The 25,584-nt window shown below is 73.3% G+C and carries 25 protein-coding genes; 13 read left to right on the top strand and 12 right to left on the bottom strand.

The features are described from left to right. Positions 1–54: 54 nt before the first annotated feature. Both ACQP2H_RS03725 and ACQP2H_RS03720 read right to left on the bottom strand, forming a co-directional pair. Complete coding sequence (locus ACQP2H_RS03725; RefSeq protein ID WP_219466789.1) at positions 55–486, bottom strand: preprotein translocase subunit TatB; 432 nt, start codon at positions 484–486, stop codon at positions 55–57. A 73-nt stretch (positions 487–559) separates the two neighbouring features. Next, a complete protein-coding gene (locus ACQP2H_RS03720; protein WP_219470637.1) occupies positions 560–1,912 on the bottom strand; it encodes a S1C family serine protease in 1,353 nt (450 codons plus the stop codon). Positions 1,913–2,336: 424 nt separating this feature from the next. Here ACQP2H_RS03720 and ACQP2H_RS03715 point away from each other — a divergent pair, with 424 nt between their 5' ends. Then, complete coding sequence (locus ACQP2H_RS03715) at positions 2,337–2,945, top strand: O-methyltransferase (protein ID WP_244253447.1); 609 nt, start codon at positions 2,337–2,339, stop codon at positions 2,943–2,945. 77 nt (positions 2,946–3,022) lie between these two features. On the opposite strand, the gene ACQP2H_RS03710 is transcribed toward ACQP2H_RS03715, so the two are convergent. Then, complete coding sequence (locus ACQP2H_RS03710; protein ID WP_374197543.1) at positions 3,023–4,492, bottom strand: leucyl aminopeptidase family protein; 1,470 nt, start codon at positions 4,490–4,492, stop codon at positions 3,023–3,025. 141 nt (positions 4,493–4,633) lie between these two features. Then, complete coding sequence (locus tag ACQP2H_RS03705) at positions 4,634–4,801, bottom strand: DUF3117 domain-containing protein (protein ID WP_007455245.1); 168 nt, start codon at positions 4,799–4,801, stop codon at positions 4,634–4,636. Positions 4,802–4,992: 191 nt separating this feature from the next. Between ACQP2H_RS03705 and ACQP2H_RS03700 the strand changes: the two genes are divergently transcribed. Together ACQP2H_RS03700 and ACQP2H_RS03695 are read left to right on the top strand one after the other, a co-directional pair. Then, a complete protein-coding gene (locus ACQP2H_RS03700) occupies positions 4,993–5,811 on the top strand; it encodes a PaaX family transcriptional regulator (protein WP_219466786.1) in 819 nt (272 codons plus the stop codon). A 4-nt stretch (positions 5,812–5,815) separates the two neighbouring features. Further along, entirely contained in the window at positions 5,816–6,607 is a 792-nt protein-coding gene (locus ACQP2H_RS03695) for an enoyl-CoA hydratase/isomerase family protein (RefSeq protein ID WP_208570362.1), read from the top strand. Between the two features lie 104 nt (positions 6,608–6,711). Here ACQP2H_RS03695 and ACQP2H_RS03690 read toward each other — a convergent pair whose 3' ends face one another. The 5 genes from ACQP2H_RS03690 to ACQP2H_RS03670 all read right to left on the bottom strand — a co-directional run bounded on the left by ACQP2H_RS03690 (position 6,712) and on the right by ACQP2H_RS03670 (position 9,913). Next, on the bottom strand, positions 6,712–7,464 hold the full coding sequence (locus tag ACQP2H_RS03690; protein WP_208570361.1) for an SDR family NAD(P)-dependent oxidoreductase: 753 nt from the start codon (positions 7,462–7,464) through the stop codon (positions 6,712–6,714). A gap of 65 nt (positions 7,465–7,529) precedes the next feature. Continuing rightward, the gene (locus ACQP2H_RS03685; RefSeq protein ID WP_219466783.1) at positions 7,530–8,114 is read right to left on the bottom strand and encodes a hypothetical protein; all 585 of its coding nucleotides are present in this window, start codon (positions 8,112–8,114) and stop codon (positions 7,530–7,532) included. Next, entirely contained in the window at positions 8,111–8,707 is a 597-nt protein-coding gene (locus ACQP2H_RS03680) for a DNA-3-methyladenine glycosylase I (protein WP_219466782.1), read from the bottom strand. The genes ACQP2H_RS03685 and ACQP2H_RS03680 overlap by 4 nt, the downstream gene beginning before the upstream one ends. A gap of 79 nt (positions 8,708–8,786) precedes the next feature. Then, positions 8,787–9,305 carry an SRPBCC family protein gene (locus tag ACQP2H_RS03675; protein ID WP_219466780.1) on the bottom strand — a complete coding sequence of 173 codons (519 nt, stop codon included), beginning with the start codon at positions 9,303–9,305 and terminating at the stop codon, positions 8,787–8,789. Then, positions 9,302–9,913, bottom strand: coding sequence for a DivIVA domain-containing protein (locus ACQP2H_RS03670; protein ID WP_219466777.1), 612 nt, complete (start codon positions 9,911–9,913; stop codon positions 9,302–9,304). Before ACQP2H_RS03670 ends, ACQP2H_RS03675 begins: the two co-directional genes overlap by 4 nt. A 190-nt stretch (positions 9,914–10,103) precedes the next feature. Here ACQP2H_RS03670 and folP point away from each other — a divergent pair, with 190 nt between their 5' ends. Continuing rightward, entirely contained in the window at positions 10,104–10,973 is an 870-nt protein-coding gene (folP, locus tag ACQP2H_RS03665) for a dihydropteroate synthase (protein ID WP_208570356.1), read from the top strand. A gap of 150 nt (positions 10,974–11,123) precedes the next feature. On the opposite strand, the gene ndhC is transcribed toward folP, so the two are convergent. Further along, complete coding sequence (gene ndhC / locus ACQP2H_RS03660) at positions 11,124–11,501, bottom strand: NADH-quinone oxidoreductase subunit A (RefSeq protein ID WP_091254266.1); 378 nt, start codon at positions 11,499–11,501, stop codon at positions 11,124–11,126. Between the two features lie 286 nt (positions 11,502–11,787). On the opposite strand from ndhC, the gene ACQP2H_RS03655 reads away from it, so the two are divergent. The 3 genes from ACQP2H_RS03655 to ACQP2H_RS03645 all read left to right on the top strand — a co-directional run bounded on the left by ACQP2H_RS03655 (position 11,788) and on the right by ACQP2H_RS03645 (position 16,223). After that, positions 11,788–13,062: a hypothetical protein gene (locus tag ACQP2H_RS03655; RefSeq protein ID WP_433231081.1), complete on the top strand. Its 1,275-nt coding sequence runs from the start codon at positions 11,788–11,790 to the stop codon at positions 13,060–13,062. 286 nt (positions 13,063–13,348) lie between these two features. Next, entirely contained in the window at positions 13,349–15,196 is a 1,848-nt protein-coding gene (locus ACQP2H_RS03650) for a 2-oxoacid:acceptor oxidoreductase subunit alpha (protein ID WP_433231078.1), read from the top strand. Then, positions 15,189–16,223 (top strand): 2-oxoacid:ferredoxin oxidoreductase subunit beta, encoded by a 1,035-nt coding sequence (locus ACQP2H_RS03645; RefSeq protein WP_433231076.1) that lies wholly within the window; start codon positions 15,189–15,191, stop codon positions 16,221–16,223. Before ACQP2H_RS03650 ends, ACQP2H_RS03645 begins: the two co-directional genes overlap by 8 nt. Positions 16,224–16,382: 159 nt before the next feature. Here ACQP2H_RS03645 and ACQP2H_RS03640 read toward each other — a convergent pair whose 3' ends face one another. After that, positions 16,383–17,396: a potassium channel family protein gene (locus ACQP2H_RS03640; RefSeq protein ID WP_219466769.1), complete on the bottom strand. Its 1,014-nt coding sequence runs from the start codon at positions 17,394–17,396 to the stop codon at positions 16,383–16,385. Between the two features lie 287 nt (positions 17,397–17,683). Between ACQP2H_RS03640 and ACQP2H_RS03635 the strand changes: the two genes are divergently transcribed. Next, a complete protein-coding gene (locus ACQP2H_RS03635; protein WP_363820486.1) occupies positions 17,684–18,334 on the top strand; it encodes a helix-turn-helix domain-containing protein in 651 nt (216 codons plus the stop codon). Between the two features lie 136 nt (positions 18,335–18,470). Continuing rightward, positions 18,471–19,067: an ATP-dependent Clp protease proteolytic subunit gene (locus tag ACQP2H_RS03630; RefSeq protein WP_208565766.1), complete on the top strand. Its 597-nt coding sequence runs from the start codon at positions 18,471–18,473 to the stop codon at positions 19,065–19,067. A 96-nt stretch (positions 19,068–19,163) separates the two neighbouring features. Here ACQP2H_RS03630 and ACQP2H_RS03625 read toward each other — a convergent pair whose 3' ends face one another. Beyond that, positions 19,164–19,409, bottom strand: coding sequence for a hypothetical protein (locus tag ACQP2H_RS03625; RefSeq protein ID WP_219466765.1), 246 nt, complete (start codon positions 19,407–19,409; stop codon positions 19,164–19,166). 452 nt (positions 19,410–19,861) lie between these two features. On the opposite strand from ACQP2H_RS03625, the gene ACQP2H_RS03620 reads away from it, so the two are divergent. Genes ACQP2H_RS03620 through ACQP2H_RS03605 form a run of 4 tightly spaced genes read left to right on the top strand, consistent with a single transcriptional unit; the run spans position 19,862 to position 25,477 of the window. After that, positions 19,862–21,559, top strand: coding sequence for a non-ribosomal peptide synthetase (locus ACQP2H_RS03620; protein WP_433231070.1), 1,698 nt, complete (start codon positions 19,862–19,864; stop codon positions 21,557–21,559). Next, positions 21,556–23,256 (top strand): AMP-binding protein, encoded by a 1,701-nt coding sequence (locus ACQP2H_RS03615; RefSeq protein WP_433231068.1) that lies wholly within the window; start codon positions 21,556–21,558, stop codon positions 23,254–23,256. Before ACQP2H_RS03620 ends, ACQP2H_RS03615 begins: the two co-directional genes overlap by 4 nt. Next, positions 23,253–24,485, top strand: a complete 1,233-nt coding sequence (locus ACQP2H_RS03610) for a condensation domain-containing protein (RefSeq protein ID WP_433231065.1) — start codon at positions 23,253–23,255, stop codon at positions 24,483–24,485. Before ACQP2H_RS03615 ends, ACQP2H_RS03610 begins: the two co-directional genes overlap by 4 nt. After that, on the top strand, positions 24,476–25,477 hold the full coding sequence (locus ACQP2H_RS03605) for a MupA/Atu3671 family FMN-dependent luciferase-like monooxygenase (RefSeq protein ID WP_219466751.1): 1,002 nt from the start codon (positions 24,476–24,478) through the stop codon (positions 25,475–25,477). The genes ACQP2H_RS03610 and ACQP2H_RS03605 overlap by 10 nt, the downstream gene beginning before the upstream one ends. Positions 25,478–25,584 lie beyond the last annotated feature (107 nt).

Raw genomic sequence — 25,584 nt, 5'->3', positions numbered from 1 at the left:
GGTGTCCCCGGCCGGGGACACCGCAACCGGCCCGGCACCGAGTGGATCAGACCGTCAGGTGGCGTCGTCGTAGCTGGGGCGGGGGGCCGGCGCGGGAGCAGGAACGGCGGCGGTGCTCGTCGCGGTGCTCCGCCGGACGGCGGCGCGCGGGTCGACCCGGTCGGCGATGTCCTTGAGTTCCTCGTGCACCCCGGTGACATCCGCCCGCAGATTGTCGTAGACACCCTGGAGGGGCTTGCGGATCGCCTGCTCGTCCTCCTCGCTGAGGAGGTGCTTGCGGATGAACGCCTTCGGGTGCAGATCCTCCAGCTGGATGTCGGTGCCCAGCTCACGGCTCAGGTCACCGGTCGCGTTGCGGGCCATGTTGCGCAGGTTGCGCACCATCCGCAGGCCGTCGCTGATGACGTTGGGCAACCGGTCCCCGAAGATCAGCAACGCCAGGAGCAGCAGTACGCCGATCTCCCACCAGTTCAGGTTGTCGAGCACCGCGGGGCCTCCTCGTCGCGTCGTACCAAGACTACGCACGTCAGGCCCCGCTTCGGGAGGGGGTGACCGGCCCTCACTTGGCATCCGCGGCAAGCGTCACCGAGGCGTTCTGCCGGGTCGAACCACGCCGGTACTCCACCGTCACCACCGACCCCGGGGCGAACTTGCGGACCAGGGCGATCAGGTCGGTCGGCTCGTTCATCGGCCGCCCGTTGAGCCGCAGGACGACATCGCCCGTCTGCAGGCCCGCCGCCGCCGCCGGGCCGGCCGGTTCCACGGCCGCCAGGCGCACGCCGGTGCCGGCCCGGGTGGCGGTCCCGGTGCCGGCGACCTGGGCCCCGATCACGGTACGCCGGGCCTTGCCGGTGCCGATGATGTCCTGGGTGATCCGCTTCGCCTGGTTGATCGGGATGGCGAAGGCGAGCCCGATGTTCCCCGCCTCCTGCCCCTCCGCGACCAGCGACCTGATCGTCGAGTTCACCCCGATCACCCGGCCGGCCGAGTCGACCAGCGGGCCACCCGAGTTGCCGTGGTTGACGGCCGCGTCGGTCTGGATCGCGGCGTAGTAGCGGACCGGCCCGCCGGGCTCCCCCGCCTGCATGGTGCGGTCCAGGGCGCTGATGATTCCGGCGGTCACCGTGTTCGCCAGCGACAGGGGCGAGCCGATGGCCAGCACCGGGTCCCCCACCGCGAGCGACTCGGAGTCACCGAACTCGATCGGCCGCAGCCCCTTGCGGTTCACCTTGATCACCGCGATGTCCGACTCCGGGTCCTGACCCACCACCGTCGCCGGGGAGCTGCTGCCGTCGTTGAAGGTCACCGACGCCCGGCCGGTGCCGTCGGCGACCACGTGGTCGTTGGTCACCACGTAACCGTCGGCGCTGACGATGAACCCGGACCCCTCGCTGGTGCCGCCCAGGCTGGCCACCCGGATGGTCACCACGCTGGGCAGGACCCGACCGGCGACCCCGGCCAGCGAGTCCGGGCGACGCTGGGCCAGAGCCGGACCCTCGCCCGGAGCCCCCAGGGTGACCCCACCGCCGACCCCGCCGCGCACCGCGAAGGCATAACCGAGGGCACCGCCCAGGGTGCCGGCGAGCAACGCGACGATCAACGGGACGATCAGCAGTTGGCGCAGCTTCGGCCGGCCCGGCGCATCCGGGTCGGTGACCGGTTCCGGGGCCGCCCCGGGGGCCGGCACGCTCGGCAGCACGACCGCCGACGGGGCGTACGGGTCCCGCCACGGGTCGGCGAGCGCGTCGGACCACCACGGCGACGCCGACCCGCCGTGGCCGCCGGACGACGGCGGACCGCCGTACGGCGTCGTCGGGCCCGTCTGCGGCGGACCGGGGGGCGGCCCCGCCGACCCCGGAGTCCCGCCGGGCGCTCGCCAGTCCCAGCCGTCGGTCACGTCGGTGCCTCCCAGTCCGTCCCCCGGCGCCCCGGGCCACGACCGGGGGTGGCGGTCACGGCGCAGGGGGCACCGCATCCAGGATTGCACGGATGCGCCGGACGCAGTCAGCTGTTGCCCGGCCGCGACCGCCCGCCGCCGGCCTTCCCCCGGGCCGCCACTGGCCTTCCCCGGGCCGCCGCCGACCTTCCCCGGGGTAGCCACTGACCTTCCGGCACCCAGCACGGGCAAGCCGGCGGCCACGGGCAACTCCCGCCCCGGGCGGAGCCGTCCACGGCGGCTTCCGCCCCGCCGGAACCGCCAGGGGTGGACTCGCGGCTGCGCGGAAAGTACCTCGCCTCTAGGCTCATACCGCCCACCCGCCCCTCGCACCATCGCCACCGCCCGGAGGTGTCCCATCGCCACGGTCGCCAGTTCCGGCAGCCCGACGGCGCAGTCGTTGCAGTTCGCCGAGTCGTACGTCGGCGAGGACATCGTGCTGGCCACCGCCCGTAGCCTCGCCCGGGAGGTCGGCCTCGACGCGGTCACCCCCGGGGCCGGGGCGGCACTGCGCCTGCTCGCCGCCGCCGGCAACGCCCGCGCGGTGGTGGAGATCGGCACCGGCACCGGGGTCAGCGGGGTGTGGCTGCTGCGCGGGATGCGCGCCGACGGGGTGCTCACCACCATCGACGTCGAGATCGAGCACCAGCGGATCGCCCGGCGGATCCTCGTCGAGGCGGGTTTCCCGTCCGGCCGCACCCGGATCATCACCGGGCGGGCGTTGGACGTGCTGCCCCGGCTCGCCGACGGCGCGTACGACCTGGTCTTCGTGGACGGTGAGGCGACCGGCTCCGCCGCGTACGTCGACGCCGCCCTGCGGCTGCTGCGCCCCGGTGGGGTGCTCGCCCTCAACGGCGGCTTCGCCAGCGGCCGGATCGGCGACCCGGCCGCCCGGGACGCCGAGACGGTGACCATGCGGGAGACGGTCAAGGCGATCCGGGAGGCCGAGCAGTGGATCCCGGCCCTGCTCCCGGTCGGCCACGGCCTGCTGGCCGCGGTCAAGTGCTGACCGGCGACCGGGCGCCGACCGGCGACCGGGCGCCGACCGCGTCGGGACGCGGGGCGGGCACCCGGCCCGGCGGCCGCTCAGTCCAGCGTCGCCAGCCAGCGCAGCAGGCCCCGGACACCCCAGCCGGTCGCGCCCCGGGTCAGCTCCGCGTCGTCGCCGTCGGCCCAGGACGGCGCGGACATGTCGACGTGTAGCCAACGGTCCCGCAGTTCACCGGTGAACTCGCGCAGGTAGAGCGCGGCCATCACCGAGCCGGCACCCCGGTCCGGGGAGCTGTGCCGGTCGGCCAGGTCACTGCCCAGGTGTTCGAGGTAGTCGGCGGGCAGCGGCATCCGCCAGGCCGCCTCACCGGCGTCGGCCACGGCTGCCAGCACGGCGGCGGCCAGCTCGTCGTTTTCGCTGTAGAGCGCGCCGGTCCGCTTGCCCAACGCCACCGCGTTGGCCCCGGTCAGGGTGGCCAGGTCGATCAGCAGGTCGGGGCGGAGTTCCCGGGCCGCGTAGCCGAGCGCGTCGGCGAGCACCAGCCGGCCCTCCGCGTCGGAGTTGGTGCTCTCGCTGGTCGTGCCGTCGTAGTGCCGGATGATGTCGCCGGGGCGGAACGCGGCCCCGCTGACCATGTTCTCGGCCAACGGGGTCAGGGCGGTGACCCGCACGGGCAGCCGCAGCGCCGCCGCGCCGAGGGTGGCCGCGACGACCGCCGCCGCACCGGCCATGTCCTTGCGCATCAGCTTCATCGCCGGCACCGGCTTGATCGAGATGCCGCCGGTGTCGAAGGTGATCCCCTTGCCGACCAGCACGACGTGCAGCCGGGCGTCGGCCGGCCGCCAGTCCAGCTCGACCAGGCGGGGGCCGCTGGCCGAGCCGGCACCGACGGCGACGATGCCACCGAAGCCCTCGTCCGCCAGCTCCTGCGGCCCGCGTACCCGCAGGTGCAGGTCGGGTTGGTCGGCGGCGGCGTCGGCCACCTGGGCGGCGAACCACTCCGGGTTCTTCACCGCGGAGGGGGTGTTGGTGAGATCCCGGGCGAGCCGGGTCATCGCGGCGGTGGTCCGGGCCGTCTCGACCGCCCCGGTGTACGCGTCCGGTGCGGCGGTCAGCAGGGTCACCCCGGCCAGTGCGGGCGTCGGCCCCGCCTCGGTCAGCCGGAACCGGTACGAGGCGAGCAGCAGCCCTTCGACGAGGGCCCGGACCACCCCGGCCGGCACGTCGACAGGCAGCGCCAACGTGACATGTGTCTCATCTACGGCGGCCCGGGCCAGGGCGGCGCCCGCCGTCCGCCAGGCCCGTTCCCCGCCGTCACCCACGCCGAGCAGCAGCAGCCGGACCGGGGTACGGCCGGGACGCAGCTGGGTCAGTGTCTCGCCGGCCCGGCCGGTCAACCGGGTCACCGGCAGCAGTGCCTCCGCCTCGCCCCGCACCTCGTCGGCGGGTGGTGGTGCGGTGGCGACCAGCGACGGCGCGGCGTCGTCCGGTGCGGTGGCGGCGCGGACGGGCAGGACGAGGACGTCCGGCCCGTCGGTGGTGACGGCGAGACTGATGGCGAGCACGCTGGACCGTACCTCCGGGAAAATTCGTGGTGCGGGACCTCGACGACCCGCGTGGGACAGACGAAGTCCCTGAGTCACCGGCAGTGCCGGTGACTCAGGGACCAGGACCTTCCGCGCGGCACCGCACGGAGTGTCGGCCGATCAGCCGGCAGCCGCCTTCAGCGCGTCACCGAGCGCGTTGGCCTCGTCGGGAGTCATCTCGACGACGAGCCGGCCACCGCCCTCCAGCGGGACCCGCATGACGATGCCCCGACCCTCCTTGGTGACTTCCAGCGGACCGTCGCCCGTCCGCGGCTTCATCGCCGCCATGTTGTCTCCCCTCAGACCTGAACATCAGGGTCGGTGTACTGCCCCACAGCCACTTCGTGCTGACCACCCGCAAGGTACGCGGGGGCGTCGACCACGATTTTCCCTGATGAACACCGCCGGACCCAAACCGGAGCGGCATTGATGTAACAGCACCTAGCTTATCTTGAGAAGGCCTGTCACAATGTGCGGTCATGCAGGCACGGTCGGCACTCTTCGACCTCTACGGCGACCATCTCCGCACGAGAGGTGGGCGCGCACCGGTCGCCGCCCTGGTGAAGTTGCTGGCCCCGCTCGGCGTCGCTCCCCCGGCCGTGCGGACCGCCGTGTCCCGGATGGTCCGCCAGGGCTGGCTGGAGCCCCTGCGGCTCGCCTCCGGCCCGGGTTACTCGATCACACCGAAGGCGGTCCGTCGGCTCGACGAGGCCGCCGCCCGAATCTACCGGACCGGCCGGATCACCTGGGACGGGCGGTTCGACCTGCTCGTCCTGGCGACCCCGACCGCCCGCCGGGACCGGCAGCGGCTCGCCGCCAACCTCAGCTTCCTCGGCTACGGCACCCTCGACGAGCACACCTGGGTGGCGACCCGGGCCAGCGAGGACGTCGACGTGCTGCTGGAGGAGGCCGGGGTGCGCTACGAGCGGTTCACCGCCGCCCACGCCGCCGGCACCCCCGGCGCGATGGGAGTGGTCCGCCGAGCCTGGGACCTCCGCGAGATCGGGCACGCCTACGAACGGTTCGTCGCCGAACAGCGCGCCCAACTGGCCGGGGTGACCGTGCGCAGCGGCGACGAGGAGGCGTACGCGGCCCGGTTCCGGCTGGTGCACGCGTGGCGTACCTTCCTGTTCCAGGACCCTCAACTCCCTCCGGCACTGCTCCCCGAACGCTGGCCCGGCACCGCCGCCGCCAGCTTCTTCGACCGGCACGCCGCCCGGCTCCGGCCGGCCGCCGACCGGTACGTCGAGCAGTGCCTCGACGCCGGCAACCGGGTCCCCCGACAGAAGGGCCGTTAGAGACGTGACCGAGCCGCTGCTCGTCGACCGCACCGATGGCGTGGTCACCCTGACCATGAACCGCCCCACCGCGATGAACGCGCTCGACGTGGCGCTCAAGGAGGCCCTGCGGGACGCCCTGGCCGCGTTGGAGACCGACCGGTCCTGCCGGGCCGTGGTGCTGGCCGGGGCGGGCGGTTCGTTCAGCGCCGGGCAGGACCTGCGCGAGCACGTCCAGGTCCTGGAGTCGCCGGGCCGCGACCCGCTGGACACCGTCCGGGCGCACTACAACCCGATCGCCGCCCGGCTGGCCAACCTGCCCAAACCGGTGGTCGCCGCGGTCCGGGGCATGGCCGCCGGGGCGGGCGCCTCGCTGGCGTTCCTGGCCGACTTCCGCATCGGCGGGCCGAAGACGAAGTTCCTGATGGCGTTCGCCGGGGTGGGCCTCGCCGCCGACACCGGGGCGTCCTGGACGCTGCCCCGGCTGGTCGGCCACGCCAAGGCCGTCGAGCTGCTGATGCTCGCCGAGCCGGTGGACGCCGCCGAGGCGACCCGGCTGGGTCTGCTCACCCGGCTGGTCGACGACGACGAGCAGGTGCTGCCCACCGCACACGAGCTGGCCGCCCGGCTCGCCGCCGGCCCGACCGTCGCGTACGGGGCGATCAAGCGGCAGCTGTCCATCGCCGACGCCGGCACCCTCGCCGACGCCCTCTCCGCCGAGGCGCAGGCCCAGTCGATCTGCGGGGCCACCGCCGACCACCGGGCCGCCACCACCGCCTTCGTCAACAAGCAGAAGCCCGTCTTCCAGGGCAACTGAGCGTCGGACCGGCACGGTGTCCCGGGCCGGGTGGACCGACCCGGGACACCGTGCCGGCCACGCCGTGGCGGTGACGCGGATCCCGGACGACATCCGGTCGGCCGTCATCGGGCCACGTAACCGCCGTCGATGGGGACGGTGTGGCCGGTGATCCAGGTGGCGTCGTCGGAGCAGAGGAAGAGCACCACACCGGCCACGTCGTCCGGGGTGGGAATGCCCGGCTTCGGGTTGAACGACTCCATCCGGGCCCGCATCTGCGCCGGGTCGGGGGCGCTGTCGATGAAGTGCTGCACCAGCGGAGTCATCACCACCGTGGGAGCGACCGCGTTGACCCGGATGTTGCGGGCCGCGTACTCCACCGCCGCCGACCGGGTCAGCCCCACGATGCCGGCCTTGGTGAAGGTGTACGGGGAGATGTTCTCCTGCGCCGCCAGGCCGGTCGTGGACGAGGTGTTGACGATCGCACCCCCACCACCCCGCAGCATCGCCTCGATGCCGTACTTGAGCACGTGGAACACGCCGTCACCGTTGATCCGCCGGACCTTCTGCCAGTTGTCCACGTCCATCTCGTGCAGGGGCTGCTGCCGGCCGTCGATGCCGGCGTTGTTGAAGATGACGTCGAGCCGGCCGTAACGCCGCACCGTGTCGGCGATGCCCTGTTCCACCGCGTCGGCGTCACCGGTGTCGACGGTCACCGCGAGCGCGTCGGGCAGCTCGGCGGCCACCCGCTGCGCACCCTCGGCGTTGATGTCGGCGATCACCAGCCGGGCCCCCTCGGCGGCGAACCGACGGGCGGTGGCCTCCCCGAGCCCCGAGGCACCACCGGTGACGAACGCGACCTTGTCCTGGAACCGCATCGGCTCTCCCTCACCCCGCCGACCGGCTGCCGGCACCCGAGCGCCCATACCCGGTCGGCGGGTGGCTAGTCGTCCTCCTCCGGGTCCTGGTTGGCCTCGACGCCCAGCACGAACGCCTGCATGGCCAACTCGTCGCCGCTGGGCGAGACGAACGCGGGCAGCTCCGCCGGGCCCAACTCCCGCACGTACGACCAGAAGAGCCGGACCGCCTCGGCCGGCGACTCGGCCTCGATCGGCAGGTCGAGGCTGACCAGCCAGGTCCGGCGGGGCGGCGGCGGGCCGAGCCGGTCGGCCAGCTCACGGTAGGTGCCCGGGGCGAGCGGGGTGACCGGCCCGGCGACGCTCACCTGCCCGGTCGGCACCGGCGCGTCGAACGACCGCCGGGTGTAGGTCACCAGCAGCGTCTCCCCGTCGAGGCGGGCCACCCGGCCCAGCGCCACCAGCCGGGACGGCTCGTCGGCCAGCACCGCCACCGGGTCGCCGGGGCGGGGGGCGGGCACACCGGGCGGGACGGTCAGCTCCAGGGTGTCATGGTGGACGAGGCGTTCGGCGTCGTACCGCCCGGCCGGGAGCAGCACCGCCCAGGCGTCGCCGCCCGGCCCGCCGTCGACGTCGGTCGGGCCGGTGCTGCGGTGGTCGGTCACGGTCATGGAGCCATCCCATCACGGGAGGAGACGGTGCCGGCGTGGCAGCCCGCGAGATGGTCGTCGACCATGCCGGTGGCCTGCATCAGCGCGTACGCCGTGGTGGGGCCGACGAAGCGGAAGCCCCGCTTCTTGAGCGCCTTGGCCAGCGCGACGGACTCCGGGGTGGTCGCCGGCACCTCGGCGAACGACCCGGGCCGGGTCGGCCGGGGTGCCGGCGCATGGGACCAGAGCAGCGCGGAGAGCCCCTCGGGCAGGGCCAGTGCGGCGCGGGCGTTGACGATCGCCGATTCGATCTTGGCACGGTTGCGGACGATGCCCGCGTCGGCGAGCAGCCGGGTCACGTCCGCGTCGCCGAAGGTGGCGACCCGCTCGATCCGGAAGTCGGCGAAGGCGAGCCGGAACGCGGGGCGTTTGCGCAGGATCGTCAGCCAGGACAGCCCGGACTGGAACGCCTCCAGGGTGAGTCGCTCGTAGAGGGCGTCGTCGCCCCGCACCGGCCGACCCCACTCGGTGTCGTGGTAGAACGCGTAGTCCGGGGTGCTCGCCCCCCAGGCGCAGCGGGGCAGGCCGTCGGGGCCGGTCACCAGGTCAGTCACCCGTCACACGCTAGGCCAGGGGCCTGACACCCGGCATCGGGGCCGGGTGACGCGACCCGGCCGGCCGCGCTGCGGGGCGTCAGGGCGTGGGCGGGCGGGGCAGGCGGCCGGCCTCGACCAGGCGGGCGAAACGCTTCAGCGCCAGCGTCAGGCTAGCCTTGGAACCGGGCCAGAGCAACGGCCAGGCGACCCGCCCGGCCGACCCGCCGGGCAGGTGGAACCACTCGTGCCAGACCACCTGCGTACGGTCGTCGGCCAGCGGGGTGCACCGCAGCACGCCGGGGCCACGCAGCAGCCTGCCGCAGTGCACCACACCCACCTCGTACGGGGCGTCGACCCGGACCACCCGCATCTCGTCGCGTAGCACGGCCGGGCCGAGCGCGGTGACCGCCTCGACGAGGCTGCCCTCCCCGCCGTCGCCCTCGACCACCCGCACCCGGGTCAACGGGATCCAGTCGGACTGCCCCTCCCAGTCGGTCAGCGCGGCGAAGACCCGCGCGGCGGGAGCGTTGACGATCACCGTGGCGGTGAACTCGCCCGCGCCGGGCTGGGCGGCCTCGTCGGCCACCCCACCACCGGCCGGGCCGGGTCCGGTCACACCGGCTCCGACCGGACCACCGCACCGCCGGGGCGGTCCGCGGCGGCACCCTCGGCCCGGTCGGTCCCGGGCTTGTCGGTATCGGGCTTGTCGGTCCCGGGCTGGTCGGTGTCGGTGCGGTCGCCGGTCGCCCCGGCCCCGGAGGTCGTCGGCGCGGGGACCGGGTCCGCAGGCCCGACCTCGACGGTCGGGCCGTCCTCCGGGCCGGGTGCCTCGGCGGCGGGCGTCGCCGGGGGGCCGTCGGGCGGGGTGCCCACGGCCTCCTCCCGGGTACGGCGCAGCACGTCGGCGTCGTCGGTACGGCCCTCCCGCAGCGCGGTGATCTCGGCCTCCAACACCCCGATCAGCTCGGTCTTGTAACCGATGTCGTAGCCGGCCCGGCGCATCGCCTGGTCGACCTGGTCCATCCGGTAGCCGCGCAGGGCGGTGTCGAAGCGCAGCGCGCCGACGTCCGACTCCCGCAGGGGCCGGCCGCCGGGCAGCGGGACGGCTCTGCCGTCGGGTTCGGCGGGGGCGAGCCCGTCCCGACCCGAGATCAGCACCGTCACGCCGAACACGACCGCCGCCACGGTCAACGCGACGACCAGAATGAGCAGAGTCTGACCCATGAGGAGATCGTGGCACGGCGACACCCTCCGGAGCGACCCCAACCACCATCATCGTCACCGATCTTCTGGCGCTACCCGGCCCGCAGCGGTGCGGGTAGCGGGTGCCGAACCGGCCCGAGGGCGGGGGCGGGCGACCGGCTAGCGTCGGCATCGGCCGGGTCGTCCGGCCGGTGACCTGCGGGAGGCTGAATTGTCCGGGGCGCTGCGGCTCGGGGGGCGGACCTTCGCCCCGGGTGAGCCGGTGGTGATGGCGATCGTCAATCGAACGCCGGATTCCTTCTTCGACCGGGGTGCCACCTTCGCGCAGGACAGCGCCCTGCGCGCGGTGCAGCGGGCGGTCACCGAGGGCGCGGAGATCATCGACATCGGCGGGGTGAAGGCCGGGCCGGGCGACGAGGTCGACGTGGCCGAGGAGATCCGCCGGACGGTGGACACCATCGCCGCCGTGCGGGCCGCGTTCCCCGAGGTGGTCATCTCGATCGACACCTGGCGGGCCGAGGTGGCGGTCGAGGCGGTGGCGGCCGGCGCGGACCTGCTCAACGACACCTGGTCCGGGGCCGATCCGGCGCTCGCCCGGGTGGCCGCCGAGACCGGTGTCGGCCTGGTCTGCTCGCACGCCGGCGGGTTGGCCCCGCGGACCCGGCCGCACCGGGCCGCCTTCACCGACGTGGTCGCCGACGTGGTCACGACGGTGACCGGGCTCGCCGAACGCGCGGTGTCCCTGGGGGTACGCCCCGACGGCATCCTGATCGACCCGGCGCACGACTTCGGCAAGAACACCAGGCACTCGTTGGAGATCACCCGGCGGTTGGGCGAGCTGTCCGACACCGGCTGGCCGCTGCTGGTGGCGTTGTCGAACAAGGACTTCATCGGCGAGACCCTCGACCTGCCGGTGGCGCAACGGTTGGAGGGCACCCTGGCGGCGACGGCGGTGTCGGCCTGGCTCGGCGCCCGGGTGTTCCGCGCCCATCAGGTGCTGCCCACCCGGCGGGTGCTCGACATGGTGGCCTCGATCCGGGGCGACCGGCCGCCCGCCGTCACCCGCCGTGGCCTGGCCTGAGCGCCCGCGACGTCGCCGTGGTCGGGCCGTGGTCGGGCCGTGGTCGGGCCGTGGTCGGGCCGTGGTCGGGCCGGCTCTGGCCGCCGCCCCGCCCCTGCTGACTCCCGCCCCCGCTGACCCCCGCCTCCGCCGGCCGGGCGGCGGGGGCGGTCAGGTCCAGTGCAGGATGCGCTTGCGCCAGGCGTAGAGGATGCCGAGCGCCACCACGGCGACGAAGACACCCATCTCGGCGACCGTCACCGCACCGAAGCCGGGCCGGTCGAAGACCATCGCCCAGGGGAAGAGGAAGACCGCCTCCACGGCGAAGAGCACGTAAAGGTACGCGTACACGTAGTAGCGGATCTGCATCTGCGCCCAGTCGCCACCGACCGGGTCGAGGCCGCACTCGTAGCCGGCCCGCTTACCGGCCGGGTCGGCCGGGCGGGCGGGACGTAACACCCGGTTGGCGGAGAACGCCGTAACGAAGAAGAGGACGGCAGCGAGCAGCAGCAGCCCGAGCGTCGCGTACGAGCCCAGGTAACCGGTCACGGTGGCTGAGCCTACCGGGCGTCGGGCCGGCCGGGACGACGCGAGCGGCTCCGGGACCCGTCACCGATTATTTTCCGCCGGTACTAGTGCCCCGCCGCAACTGTTACCGAATAATGAACTCTCACCCAGGGTCACGGAGGTCAGATTGTCCCGCGTGGACGCGCGTACCGTTCGGCGGTCCCTCGCCCGGCGTACCCCCGCTCTGGTCGGAGCGGTGTTGGCGGCGGGGCTGGCGGTCGCCCTCGGGGTTACACCGGGCCTGGCGGCGCCCCCCACCGTGACGCGGGTGGCCGTCGACCCGACCGACGACTGGCTCCCCGGCGGTGACCCGACGGACGACCCGACGCCCCCGGTCGAGCCGTCGGCGACCGGACCGGCCACGACCAGCGCGCCGCCGACGCTGCCGCCGGGCCCGACTCCGACCGGCGCACCCGAGCCGACCGGCACGACGTCGGCGCCGGTGCCGACGGCCGCCGGCACGCCGAGCACCACTCCCACCCCGAGGCCGCCGCTGCCCACCCGGTCCGCGCGACCCTCCGGGCCGAACCCCGCCCAGCCGGGTGGCGGTCGGGTCGGGGTCCAGGTCACGACCGGGGACATCACCCTCGACGACCGGTACTGGAGTGCCCGGAGCACGGTCGCCACCCTGCAGGTGACGGTCACCAACACCGGCGTCGTGCCGGAACGGCTGCGGCTGGCCTACACGCTGCCGGCCGGGCTCACCGACGCCGGGACGCCGGGTTGCGCGGCGGCCGGTGACGGCGGCTGGCAGTGCGGCGAGTGGACCACCGCGCCCGGCGACCGGTTCAGCAGCCTGATCCAGGTCCGGGTCAGCGGCACCGCCTGGCGGCAGATGCCCCTCAGCGGCACGGTACGGGTCACCGCGACCGGGCCGGACGCCGGTGACACCACGCAGGACCACGAGGGCTTCGCGGTCCTCTTCCCACCCGGCCCGCCGGTGCCCGGGATACTGCTGGACGCCGAGGAGGTGGTCTTCGACATCGGCGGCGGCCCCACCGCGCTCGCGGCCCACCTGGGCAACACCGGCAGGGTGGACGCCGCCGGACGGGTCGACGTGCTGTTGCCGGCCGGGGTCAGCGTGCTGAGCCCGCCGGCCGGCTGTGCGTCGATGTCGCCGACGCGGACCCGCTGCGACCTGGACGTCGTGCCGGCGGGGCAGACCCGGACGCTCCGGTTCACGGTCGCCGCCACCCCGGACGCCCAGCGCGACGCCCCCCTGGCCGGGGCGGTGATCGGCTGGCTGGACCCGGAGCAGGGACCGACCCGGCAGGTCCAGATGAGCTTCCGGATCACCGCCGCCGCCGCGCTGGCCACCTCGCCGGTGGGTGCTCCCGCGCCGACCGGTTCGCAGGGGTTGATCGCGGCGCAGGGCGGGTCGGTGGACGTCAGCGCGATGTCCTCCGCCCAGCGGACCGCGCTCGGGCTGATCGTGGCCTCCGTCCTGCTGGTGGCGCTGGCGCTCGGGCTGGCCACCGGCTCGCTACGACGGTGGACGGCCGGGCGGGCGACGGAGCCGTCGGCGACGGAGCGCTCCGGCTGACCGGCGGGGCGCCACGAGTGGGGCGGTGATCTCAATTACGGCGGCCATCGCAAATCACCGCATAGTCTCCCAGATGTCCTCGACCAGTTTCCCAGGTGTCGGACCTCCACCAAGGAGACCCTAAGCCCGGGACGTAGGCTCGGAGCGAGAGACGACAGCGGGCCGGGGCCCGCCCACGGGCGGACCGCGCAGCGGCGCATCAGGGAGGTCGCGTGGCCGGGCAAGGCGGGGTCACCATCATGTGCAGCCGCGCGCGCGGCGGGGCCGAGCGAAGCGAGGTGCAGGCGTGACCAAGCAGATCCGTCAGTTGGACCGGGTGGTGATCCGGTTTGCGGGTGACTCGGGTGATGGGATGCAGTTGACGGGGGACAGGTTCACCTCGGAGACGGCGCAGTTGGGGAATGATATTTCGACGTTGCCGAATTTCCCGGCGGAGATTCGGGCGCCGGCGGGGACGTTGCCGGGGGTGTCGAGTTTCCAGGTGCATTTCGCTGACTATGACATCCTGACGCCGGGTGACGCGCCGAACGTTCTCGTCGCGATGAATCCGGCGGCGTTGAAGGCGAATCTGGGGGATCTTCGTCGGGGTGCGGACATCATCGTGAACACCGATGAGTTCACCCGCCGGAACCTGGTCAAGGTCGGTTACGCGGTCAGTCCTCTCGACGATGACACCCTGGATGGGTTCGTGGTGCATCCGGTGGCGTTGACGTCGATGACCGTCGGGGCGTTGGCGGAGTTGTCGGTGTCGAAGAAAGACGCCGAGCGGGCGAAGAACATGTTCGCGTTGGGGTTGTTGTCGTGGATGTACTCCCGCCCGTACGACTCGACGCTACGGTTCCTGGAACGGAAGTTCGCCAAGCGTCCGGATCTCGTCGCGGCGAACATCGCCGCGTTCCGGGCGGGCTGGAACTACGGCGAGACCACCGACAGTTTCTCCGTACGGTACGAGGTGAAACCCGCGAAGATGCTGCCGGGCACGTACCGCAACATCACCGGCAACGCCGCCCTGTCCCTCGGTCTGGTCGCGGCCGGGGTCCGGTCCGGTCTGCCGGTGTTCCTCGGCGCGTACCCGATCACCCCGGCGTCGGACATCCTGCACGAGTTGTCGAAACACAAGAAACTCGGTGTGGTCACCATGCAGGCCGAAGACGAGATCGCCGCGGTCGGCGCCGCCCTCGGCGCCTCCTACGGCGGCGCGTTGGGGGTGACCACGACCAGCGGCCCCGGTGTCGCCCTGAAATCCGAGACGATCTCCCTGGCCGTCGCCCTGGAACTACCCCTGGTCATCGTCGACGTCCAACGCGCCGGCCCCTCCACCGGGCTACCCACGAAAACCGAACAGGCCGACCTGAACATGGCCCTACACGGCCGCCACGGTGAAGCCCCCGTCGCGGTGATCGCCGCGAAGTCACCCTCGGACTGCTTCCACGCCGCCCTCGAAGCCGCCCGCATCGCGGTCACCTACCGCACCCCGGTGATCCTGCTGTCGGACAACTACGTCGCCAACGGCTCCGAACCCTGGCTCCTACCCGACGTGCAGGATCTACCCGACCTACGCGTCGACTTCGCGACCGCACCCAACCACGACGACGGCGTCACGTTCCTGCCCTACCTACGCGACCCCGACACCCTCGCCCGCCCCTGGGCGATCCCCGGCACCCCCGGCCTCGAACACCGCATCGGTGGACTGGAGAAAGCCGACAAGACCGGCGACATCTCCTACGACCCCGCCAACCACGACTACATGGTCCGCACCCGCGCCGCCCGCATCCAGGCCATCCCCGTGCCCGACCTCGACGTCGACGACCCCGACGGCACCGCCCGGACCCTCGTGCTCGGCTGGGGCTCCACCTACGGACCCATCGGCGCCGCCTGCCGCACCCTGCGCCACCACGGCCAACCCATCGCCCAAGCCCACCTGCGCCACCTCAACCCCCTACCGGCCAACCTCGGCGACGTCCTGGCCACCTACGACCGCGTCGTCATCCCCGAGATGAACCTCGGCCAACTCGCCCAGATCATCCGCGCCCGATACCTGATCGACGCGATCGCCTACAACCAGGTCCGCGGCCTACCCTTCACCGCCGCCGAACTGGAGACGATGCTGGAAGAGGTCTGCAAAAATGCCTGAACCCGTCGCCGTGAAACTCACCACCAAAGACTTCAAATCCGACCAGGAAGTCCGCTGGTGCCCCGGCTGCGGCGACTACGCCATCCTCGCCGCCATCCAACAATTCATGCCCGAACTCAACATCCCCCGCGAAAACACCGTCTTCATCTCCGGCATCGGCTGCTCATCCCGCTTCCCCTACTACATGAACACCTACGGGATGCACTCCATCCACGGCCGCGCCCCCGCCATCGCCACCGGACTGTCCGTCACCCGCCCCGACCTGTCCGTCTGGGTCGTCACCGGCGACGGCGACGCCCTCTCCATCGGCGGTAACCACCTCATCCACGCCCTACGCCGCAACGTCAACATCACCATCCTGCTATTCAACAACCGCATCTACGGCCTCACCAAAGGCCAATACTCCCCCACCAGCGAAACCGGCAAAATCACCAAATCCACCCCCGCCGGATCCGCCGACGCCCCCTTCAACCCCCTCTCCCTCGCCCTCGGAGCCGAAGCCACCTTCGTCGCCCGCACCATCGACTCCGACCGCAAACACCTCCAAACCGTCCTCCGCGCCGCCGCCCAACACCACGGCGCCGCCTTCGTCGAGATCTACCAAAACTGCAACATCTTCAACGACGGCGCCTTCGACCAACTCAAACAACCCGACACCCGCGACGACCACCTCATCCCCCTCGAACACGGCCAACCCATCACCTTCGGCCGCGACCGACAACACTGCGTCGTCCACCCACCCCACGGATTCGGCCTCGAAATCCGCGACACCGCCACCACCCCACCCGAAAACATCGTCATCCACGACACCACCATCACCGACCCCGCCTACGCCTTCGCCCTCACCCGCCTCCCCGAACACAACCACCGCAACACCCCCATCGGCGTCCTCCGCCAAATCAACCGCCCCTCCTACGACACCCTCGTCCAACACCAAATCACCACCGCCAAAAACACCACCACCGACACCCCCGAACAACAACTCACCAACCTCCTCCACACCGGCGACACCTGGACGATCAGCTAGTCGCCCGTCGACACGTCGAAGTGGCCGTTCCCCGCGCAGGGGGCCGGCCACTCGTCGGTTCGGAAGACCAGCCGCGTCAGGCGCGGACCAGCCGGGATGCGGGGCGGGACAGCCAGCGTCAGGCGCAGCCAGCCGGGGTGCGGGGCGAGCCAGCCGGGGTCAGGAGCTGGTGGTGGCGGTGGGTCGGTCGTCGCGGACGTGCACGAGCATGTCGCCGGTCTCGATCACCGCGCCGGCCCGGTCCGCCAGGGTGACCACCTTGCCCCGGCGTACCAGGGCGATGACCAGGGACTCCAGCTCACGGGGGGACTTGCCCACCTCGTGCCGCTCGGCGGAACGCATCGCCAGGGCCATCCCCTGCCCCGGGGTGAGCAGATCCTCCACCACGTCGATCAGCGGCGGCGCGGAGGTGGAGAGGCCGAGCAGTCGACCGGCGGTCGCCGAGGACACGATCACGTGGTGCGCCCCGCTCTGCCGCAGCAGCGGGGCGTTCTCGGCCTCCCGGACCGCCGCGATGATGCGTACCTGACCGGCGGTGAGCTGCCGGGTGGTCAGCGCCACCAGCACCGAGGCGTCGTCGCTGTCGGTGGCGATGATGACGGCCTTGGCGTTGCGGACGTGCGCCTCCTCCAGCACCGACGAGCGGGTGGCGGAGCCCTCGATGGCGACCAGCCCGGCCGAGGTGGCCTGCCGCAGGGCGGTGCCGTTGCGTTCCACCACCACGATCCGGGACTTGTCCAGCCCGTTCTCCAGCAGGGCGGAGACCGCACTGCGGCCCTTGGTGCCGTAGCCGCAGATGATGACGTGGTCCTTCACGGTTCTCCTCCACCGACCCAGCCGACGGCCGGTCCGGTACTGCTCGGTCAGGACTTCCAGGGTGGTGCCGACCAGGATGATCAGGAAGATCACCCGGGCCGGGGTGATGAACAGGACGTTCACCAGCCGGGCCGACTGCTCGAACGGGGTGATGTCGCCGTACCCGGTGGTGGAGAGGGTGACCACCGTGTAGTAGAAGCAGTCGAGCAGGGTCAGCCCGTTCTCGTCCACGTCGCGGTAGCCGTCGCGGTCGAGATAGACCACCGCGACGGTGAGCAGGACCAGACCGAGGGCGGCGGCCAGGCGGAGACTCAACGCGCTGAGCGGACCGCGCCGCTGCGCCGGGAAATGGATCACGGTCGGTCCTGCTCCCCCTGGGTCGCCTGCACGAGCACAACATAGCGGTTACCAGGCAGGTCGACCCGCCGGGACGTCGACCTGCACCAACGGTGAGCACCCCGTCACCTCGTACCCGCCGGAAGCGGTCGGCGGTAGCCGGCCCGTCACCCCCGTACCGGCCGGTGCGGGGGCCCGGTGCCGCAGGCTCCCGGGGCCCCCGGTGCGGTCGGCTTGCCGTGACCCACCGGGGCCGCCGACGGGGCATGATGGGAGGGTTCCGGGACACCGGCCACGAGGAGGCCCGCATGTCGCTGCTGCGTCGGGTGATCGGCGGGGTGCTACGCCGGGTACGGCTGCGTCAGGGCCGCACGTTGCGCGAGGTGGCCGCCGCCGCCGGGGTGTCCCTGCCCTACCTGTCCGAGGTCGAGCGCGGGCGCAAGGAAGCCTCCTCCGAGGTGCTGGCGGCGATCTGCCGGGCACTCGGCATCAACCTGTCCGACCTGCTCGAAGAGGCCCGCGACGAGCTGCGCCGGGTCGAGCGTCGGGTCCCCGTGCCGCCGGGCGGGAGCCTCGCCCGACTGGACCGGGTGCCGACCGCCCGCCAGGGCCGAACCGGACCCGGAATGACGACCGTGGGCAGGGCCGGGCCCTGGGGGACGACCGTGGGCAGGGCCGGGCCCTGGGGGACGACCGTGGGCAGGGCCGGGCCCTGGGGGACGACCGTCGGCGGGGCCGGGACGGCAACCGTCGGCGGCGCCGGGACCGGGATGACGACCAAGGGCGGGACCGGGATGACGACCGTCGGCGGATTCGGATTCGGGTTCGGGACGACGACCGTCGGCGTGTCCGTCCGGGTGGTCGCCGTCGTGTCGACCGCCCGCCCCGCTGCGCGTACCGCCAGGGTGCCGGGACGGCGGCGGGTCGGCACGGGCCGGCGGCGGCTGCTGGTCGGGTAGGCCGGCCGGGTTCTGCCGAGGGCGGATCTGCCGGGGGCAGAAAGGCTGGGGCGGTGGCCGCCCGACGGTGCAGGCTGAACCCGCCGGTCCCCGGGCGGAGCGAGGTCGCCCGCCGGCAACGCGGAGGGTGGTCACCATGATCGGGTACGACGTGCGCATGCTGGACGGCGGGCAGCCGGCCTTCGGCGACCAGGTCTTCGAGCGGCTGCTGCGGGAACGGATCATCTTCCTGGGCACCGAGGTCACCGACGCCTCGGCCAACCAGATCTGTGCGCAGATCCTGCTGCTCGCCGCCGAGGACAGCAAGCGGGACATCTATCTCTACATCAACTCACCGGGTGGTTCGGTCAGCGCCGGCATGGCCGTCTACGACACCATGCGGTACGTCCGCAACGACGTGGCCACCCTGGCGTTGGGGCTCGCCGGGTCGATGGGGCAGTTCCTGCTCTGCGCCGGGGCGGCAGGTAAGCGGTTCGCCCTGCCGCACGCGCGGGTCATGATGCACCAGCCGTCCGGGGGGATGGGTGGCACCGCCGCCGACATCACCATCCAGGCGGAGAACATGCTGCACGTGAAGCGGACCATGCAGGAGCTGATCGCCGAGCACAGCGGGCGCACCCTCGACGAGATCCAGGCCGACTGGGACCGGGACCGGTGGTTCACCGCCGAGCAGGCCCGGGAGTACGGCCTGATCGACCAGGTCCTCACCCGGGTCGACCAGCTCCCCGGCTGACCGCCAGGTCGACGAACCGGTAGCCCGACGCCGTCGGCTCCGGGGCGGCCCGGCCCAGTGCCCCACCCACCTCACCCGGGGACGGCCGATCGACGGTCAGGGGCAGGGCTCGGAGGTGATCTCGTGGAACTCGGTGTAGGCGCCCCAGTGGTAGCTCGGGTCGCCGGGGCACTCGCTGAAGGTCGAACCGCCGACCAGGTTGGAGTGGGCGGCGTTGTCGAAGTAGGCGACGAAGACGATCACCCCCTTCGCCTGGGCGGGCGCGGCGGCACCGACCAGCCCCAGGCAGGTCACCGCAGCGACGACGAGGAACGAGGTGATCCGACTTCCGAACCGGCGCATGTCTGCCTCCTCGAACGAATCAGGACTGACATCCTAAGTGGACCGAGGCAGATCGAGAAAGGCGAACATCAATCAGACAAATCCGGGCGGGCGATCACTCCCCCTGCTCGCCGGTCCGTATCGTGCGGGCCGAGCAGCAGGTCAGCGTGGTAGCGATCGCCGACCGGCGCGATCGGCGTATGCGACGGGGTCGACCGCGCCCTCGCCAGAAAGGACCTTTCCCCGAATTCAACGGCGGACGCGGCCGTACGGGACAAGCGGGTCGTACGGCGATTCCGCCGCCATTCCCACCGGACTCCCCGGTGCCGCCCGGCAAACGGGAGGCACCTGCCGGACAGCGGGCTGCACCTTGACCGGCCCGCACCGTCGTGACAGCCTCACGGATAGATCATCGTCCATGGTCAGGTGAGTCGACGAGGGGGTCGCCGTTGCGCGACAGGGACGTCGTCCCGGTGAGCGACCGGGTGTCCGCACTCGCCCGCCGGTTCCCGCACCGGGTGGCCCTGGCCGACCGGACCGGGGAGGTCACGTACGCCGATCTGGACCAGCGGGCGGACGTGCTCGCCGACAGCCTGTCCGGGGCCGGCGTCGGGCCGGCGACCGTGGTGGCGGTCGTCCTGGAACGCGGCGTTCCCCTCGTCACGGCGGCCCTCGCCACCTGGCGCAGCGGGGGCGTCCTGCTACCCCTCGATCCGGCCAGCCCGCCGGCCTGGAACCAGTCGGTCGCGACGGCGGCGGACGCCACGGTGCTCGTGTCGACGTCCGTGCTGCACCGGGCCCCCGGCATGCGCCAGGTGGACCCGACGCGGCCGGCCGCCGGGCCACCGCGACCGGGAGGCCGGCCCGCTGCCGGCGACCCGACCGGGCTGGCGTACGTCATCCCCACCGCCGGCACGACCGGCACCCCGAAGCTGGTCATGATCGGCCACGACGCGGTCGCCAACCTCATGGCCGCGCAGCAGCGCTGGTTCGGTGACCTCGGCGACGACGCCCGCGTCCTGCTCCATGCCAGCCCGGTGGCGGACGGCTGGATCTTCGAACTTCTCCTCGGCCTCGGTGCCGCCTGCCGGCTGGAGGTCGTCGACCGGGATGCACTGGTCGGTGCGCCGCTGGCGCGGCTGCTCGCGGAGCGGGCCGTCACCCACGCGGTCCTGCCCGCCGCCGTGCTCGACTCCCTGCCGGAGGACGACCTTCCCCGGCTGCGGACGCTGCTCAGTGTCGGCAGTCCGTTGGCACCGGCCACGGCGCGGCGCTGGGTCGACCGGTGCGAACTGGTCAACGGTTACGGCCCCACCGAGGCCACCGTGGCCAGCACCCTGCACCGGGTCAGCCGGGCGGACACCGACGGCGAGCGCATCCCGATCGGCCGGCCGATAGCCGGATACGACGTCCTCGTCGTCGACCCCGACGGCCGGGTCGTCGCCGACGGGCAGCCGGGCGAGATCGTCATCGTCGGCCGTGGCGTGGCGCGCGGCTACCTCGACGCCCCCGAACTCACCGCCGCCCGGTTCGGGCAGGTCGACGGCGGCCCGTCCTACCGCACCGGGGACCGGGGCCGCCGGGACCCCGACGGCCTCGTCCACCTGCTCGGTCGGCTGGACGCGCAGGTGAAGGTCCGTGGCTTCCGGGTCGAGCCGGCCGGCGTCGAGGCCGCGCTGCTGCGGCTACCCGGGGCCCGCTCGGCGGCCGTCTCCGCCGTCGCGGCGGACGCCGGCCCGGTCTCGCTCGTGGCGCACGTCGTACCGACACCGGGCTACCGACCCTCCGGTACGGCGCTGCGGGCGGCCCTGGCCCGCGCCGTCCCCGCCCACCTGGTGCCGGACCTGGTCGTGGTGGTGGACGCCCTGCCGCTCACCGCCGCCGGGAAGGTCGACCGGCGGCGGTTGGCGGTACCGGCCGGGTCCCGACCACCGCACACCCCGACCGAACGCGCCATCGCCGCGATCGTCGAGGAACTGGTCGGCGTCGACGGGGTCGGCCTGGACGACGACCTGACCGACGTGGGCTGGCACTCGCTGCTGACCACCCAGGTCGCGTTCCGGATCGAGCGACGGCTGGGCATCCGGCTCACCCTGGAGGAGATCGTGCGGGCCGGCACGATCGGGCGGATCGCGGCGGTCGCCGCCGACCGGACACCGGACCCCCGATGAGCGGCGGACCAACCGTGCCCGGCCTGCTGCGGCAGCGGGCGGCGGACACACCGGACGCCGTCGCCCTGTGCCACCCCGACGGCGCGACGCTGACGTTCGCGCAGTGGGACCGGTCGGCGGACGCGCTCGCCGCCGCGCTCGTCGACGACGGGCTACGGGTCGGCCAGCGGGTGGCGTTGCTCTTCGACGAGCGGGAGTGGTTCGGGTACGCCACCGCGTTCTGTGGCGTGCTGCGGGCCGGTGGGGTGGCGGTGCCGCTGTCGGCCCGGCTCCCGCCGGGACAGCTCGTCGAGCGGGTCAGAGTCGCCGGGGCGGTCGGGATCATCCGGGAAGGCTGCGCCGTCCCCCCGGAGCTGGGCGGCTGGCAGCGCGGGCCGGCCGGGACCGCAACCGACGCCGTGCCCGACCGGGCGACCCCGGACGGCGCGGCCCAGATCATCTTCACCTCGGGGACCGAAGGGTCGGCCAGGGCGGTCGTCGCCACCCACGGCAACCTCACCCACGGGCACGACACCGCACCCGGCCGGCGGCAACTCGCGCACTCCCGCCATTTCCTGCACGCCTTCCCCATCGGGACGAACGCCGCCCAGACCATGCTCCTCACCGGCCTGGCCGCCGAACCCGCCGCGCTCGTCGTGCCCCGGTTCGACGCCGCCGAGGTCTGCGCCGCCGTCGAGGAGTTCCGGGTCGGCACCCTCTTCCTCGTCCCGTCGATGGCCCGGGAGCTGCTGGCCTCCGGCGAACCCGACCGTCGTGACCTGTCGTCGCTGGTGCTCGTGGGAACGACAGGCGACGTGCTGCCCGCCGCCGTCGCGCGGGCCCTCGGCGACGCCCTGCCGTACGCCACCATCGTCAACACCTACAGCTCGACCGAGGCGGCGCCGGCCCGCACGACGATGGTGTTCGACAGCCGACGCCCGGACGCGGTCGGTCGGGGCACCGTGCGGATCACCGACGACGCCGGCCGGGAGGTCGCTGCGGGCGAGGTGGGTCAGGTCTGGATCGGCTCCGACGCCCCACCGCGCCGCTACCTCGACGGTGGTGACGCCGCGACGTTCCGCGACGGTTGGACCCGCACCGGTGACTGCGGCCGGCTCGACGACGAGGGCTACCTGCACCTCACCGGCCGCGCCGCGTCGACCATCCACTCCGGCGGCACGAAGGTCTCGCCGTTCGCTGTCGAACAGGCGCTGCACGAGCACCCCGACGTCCGGGACTGCGCGGTGCTCGCCCTCGCCGATCCGGTGTTGGGCGAACGGCCCGCCGCCGTGCTGGTGACCCGTACCGGTGCCGTACCGGCGGACCTGCGGGCCTTCCTCGCCGGCCGGCTGTCCGGCGCGGAGATCCCGCAGCGGATCGTCTGTGTGGACGCGTTGCCGCGCAACGACGGCGGCAAGGTGGTCACCCGGTCGCTGCGGGACCTCTTCCCGCCGGCCGGATCGACGCCCGCCGCCGCCCCGGTGACCGTGGTCGAACGACGACTGGCCGACATCTGGGCGACCGTGCTGGGCGTGGCCGCCGTGGGCCGCGACGACGACTTCCTCGCCCTGGGCGGCAACTCGATGTCGGCGTTGCGGCTGGCCCGTCTCGTCTCCGACCAGTTCGCGGTCGCCACGCCGGTGTCGGCGCTGTACGCCCGGCCGGGCCTGGCCGCGCAGGCCGCCTGGATCGCCGACCGGATGTCCGGGTCACCGTGACGCAGTTCGTGCCGACCTCGCCGCTGCAACGGGGCATCTGGTTCAACGAGCAGCTGGTCGCGCTCGGGTCGGCGTACACGGTCGCGGTCACCGCCCACCTGCGCGGCCCGGTCGACGTGGGCCGGCTGGCGCGGGCCTGCACGGCGCTGGCCGCGCGGCACCCGCTGCTGACCGCCGGCTGCCACAACCTCGACGGCCTGCCCTGGCTGGCGGTCGGCGAGCACCCGCTGACGCTCGCGGTCGAACCCGCCGCCGGCGGGACCGTCCGCGAGCGGGTCGAGCGGGCCTGCCGCACCCGGTTCGACCTGTCGGCCGGGCCGCTGGCCCGGGTCTGGTGGTTCCCCCTCCCGAACGGAGGTGGGGTGCTCGTCCTGGCCGCCCACCACCTGATCGTCGACGGCCGGTCCAAGGACATCCTGCTGCGGGACCTGGCCGACCGCTACGGCCCCGACGCACCGGCGGTGGCGGCGCAGCCGGCCGAACCCGGGTACCGGACGCCGCCGGAGCACCTGGTCGTCGCGGCCACCGAATACTGGTGGCGGAACCCCCCACGACCTGTCGAGCTGCCCCGCGACGGCGGGGTACGCCCCGGCGACACGGTCGTCCGCGCGCTGACCCCCCGGACCCGTACGAGGCTGGCCGAGGCGGCCGTCGCATTGGACGCGACCCGGTTCGAGTTGCTGCTCACCGTGCTCGCCAACTGCCTCGCCCCCGACGACGGGCCCACCTCGATCGCGATCGAGCTGTCGGTGCGTACGCCGGCCGAGGCGGACCGGATCGGCATGTACGTCAACGAGCTTCCACTCACCCTCCCCACGCCACCGACCGGCTCGTACGCGGCGGCGCTGACGACCGTCCGCGCCGGCCTGCGGGAGCTGTACGCCCACCGGACGGTCCCGTTGGCGATGTGCCGGCCCGGGACACGGCCGTTCCTGGCCACCGCCGCCGTCTCGGTCAGCTACCGGCGGATCGCCCCCGGCCCGGTCTTCGCCGGCGTCGCCACCACTGTGGACTGGTCGGCGTTCAACGGGGTCGCCCGCAACGCCCTGCACGTCATGATCGCCGACGGCGAGCAGACCCACGTCACGTTCCAGTTCCCGGCGTCGGCCGGGGCACGCCGACGGGCCGACGCCCTGATCGACCGGATCCTGGTGGTGCTCGACCGCAGCCTCACCGCGCCGCAGGCGACCCTCGTCCGGCCGCAGGAGGAGCCGCCCCCGTGGACCTGAGCCTGTTCTTCTTCTCCGCCAGCGCCGACGACGCCCACGACCTGCTGCTCGACAGCGCACGGTTCGCCGACGACCACGGCTTCGCGGCGGTCTGGACGCCGGAGCGGCACTTCCACGAATTCGGCGGCCCCTACCCGAACCCGGCGGTGACCGGTGCCGCCGTCGCGGCGGTCACCCGGCGGGTCGGTGTCCGCGCCGGCAGCGTCGTGCTCCCCCTGCACGACCCGTTGCGGGTGGCCGAGGAGTGGGCGGTCGTGGACCGGATCTCCCACGGCCGGGCCGGGGTCGCGTTCGCCTCCGGTTGGCACGCCGTCGACTTCGTCCTCGCCCCCGACCGGTACCCGCACCGCAGGTCGGCGTTGCCGGAGCTGATCGACGAGGTGCGTGCCCTGTGGCGGGGCGGCACCACGCCACGTCCCGACGGCACCGGCGGTCGCGTCGACGTCGAGGTGTTCCCCAAGCCGGTGCAGGCCGACCTGCCGGTCTGGATCACCAGCGCCGGTGACCTGGCCACCTTCGAACTCGCCGGGCGGCTCGGCGTCGGCGTCCTCACCCACCTGCTCACCCAGAGCCTCGACGAGCTGCACACCAAGATCGGGCGGTACCGGCGGCTGCACCCCGGGCAGGGCCGGGTCACCCTCATGCTGCACACCCTGGTCGGGCCGGACGACCAGGGCGTGTCCGCCCTGGCCCGGGAGCCGATGACCCGTTACCTGCGGTCCTCGCTCGACCTCGTGGCGGGGATGCTGCCCGGCTCCCCTTTCCACGACTCCACGATCACCGAGGACGAGGCGGACTTCCTCATCGGCCGGGTGCTCGACCGGTTCCTGGCCGAACGGGGGCTCTTCGGCTCGGTGCCGACCTGCGCCCGTACCCTGCGCCGGCTCGCCGAGGCGGGCGTGGACGAGGTCGCCTGCCTGATCGACTTCGGCCTGCCGGCGGCGGCGACCAGATCCGGCCTCACCCACCTGGCCCGACTCGTCGAGCGGTGACCCCGGCGGCGGACCGGCGCCCCTGCCTACCGGCGGCGTCCGCGCCACCGGACCCCCGGCGAGGCCGGTGCCCGCGTCGGGCGGTGCCCACACCCACGTCTGCCGAT

The sequence above is a fragment of the Micromonospora sp. CA-248260 genome (assembly GCF_050942205.1).
Classification (GTDB): Bacteria; Actinomycetota; Actinomycetes; order Mycobacteriales; family Micromonosporaceae; genus Micromonospora; species Micromonospora antibiotica.
The sequence above is the reverse complement of the archived record's forward strand: the minus strand, read 5'-3'. Positions and strand labels throughout refer to the sequence as shown.

Excerpts from the sequence above, each read along its gene's own strand:
- ACQP2H_RS03705 (WP_007455245.1), bottom strand. The coding sequence starts at position 4,801 with ATGGCGGCGATGAAGCCGCGGACGGGCGACGGTCCGCTGGAAGTCACC.
- ACQP2H_RS03700 (WP_219466786.1), top strand. The coding sequence starts at position 4,993 with ATGCAGGCACGGTCGGCACTCTTCGACCTCTACGGCGACCATCTCCGC.
- ACQP2H_RS03690 (WP_208570361.1), bottom strand. The coding sequence starts at position 7,464 with ATGCGGTTCCAGGACAAGGTCGCGTTCGTCACCGGTGGTGCCTCGGGG.
- ACQP2H_RS03685 (WP_219466783.1), bottom strand. The coding sequence starts at position 8,114 with ATGACCGTGACCGACCACCGCAGCACCGGCCCGACCGACGTCGACGGC.
- ACQP2H_RS03670 (WP_219466777.1), bottom strand. The coding sequence starts at position 9,913 with ATGGGTCAGACTCTGCTCATTCTGGTCGTCGCGTTGACCGTGGCGGCG.
- ACQP2H_RS03645 (WP_433231076.1), top strand. The coding sequence starts at position 15,189 with ATGCCTGAACCCGTCGCCGTGAAACTCACCACCAAAGACTTCAAATCC.
- ACQP2H_RS03635 (WP_363820486.1), top strand. The coding sequence starts at position 17,684 with ATGTCGCTGCTGCGTCGGGTGATCGGCGGGGTGCTACGCCGGGTACGG.
- ACQP2H_RS03630 (WP_208565766.1), top strand. The coding sequence starts at position 18,471 with ATGATCGGGTACGACGTGCGCATGCTGGACGGCGGGCAGCCGGCCTTC.
- ACQP2H_RS03625 (WP_219466765.1), bottom strand. The coding sequence starts at position 19,409 with ATGCGCCGGTTCGGAAGTCGGATCACCTCGTTCCTCGTCGTCGCTGCG.
- ACQP2H_RS03615 (WP_433231068.1), top strand. The coding sequence starts at position 21,556 with ATGAGCGGCGGACCAACCGTGCCCGGCCTGCTGCGGCAGCGGGCGGCG.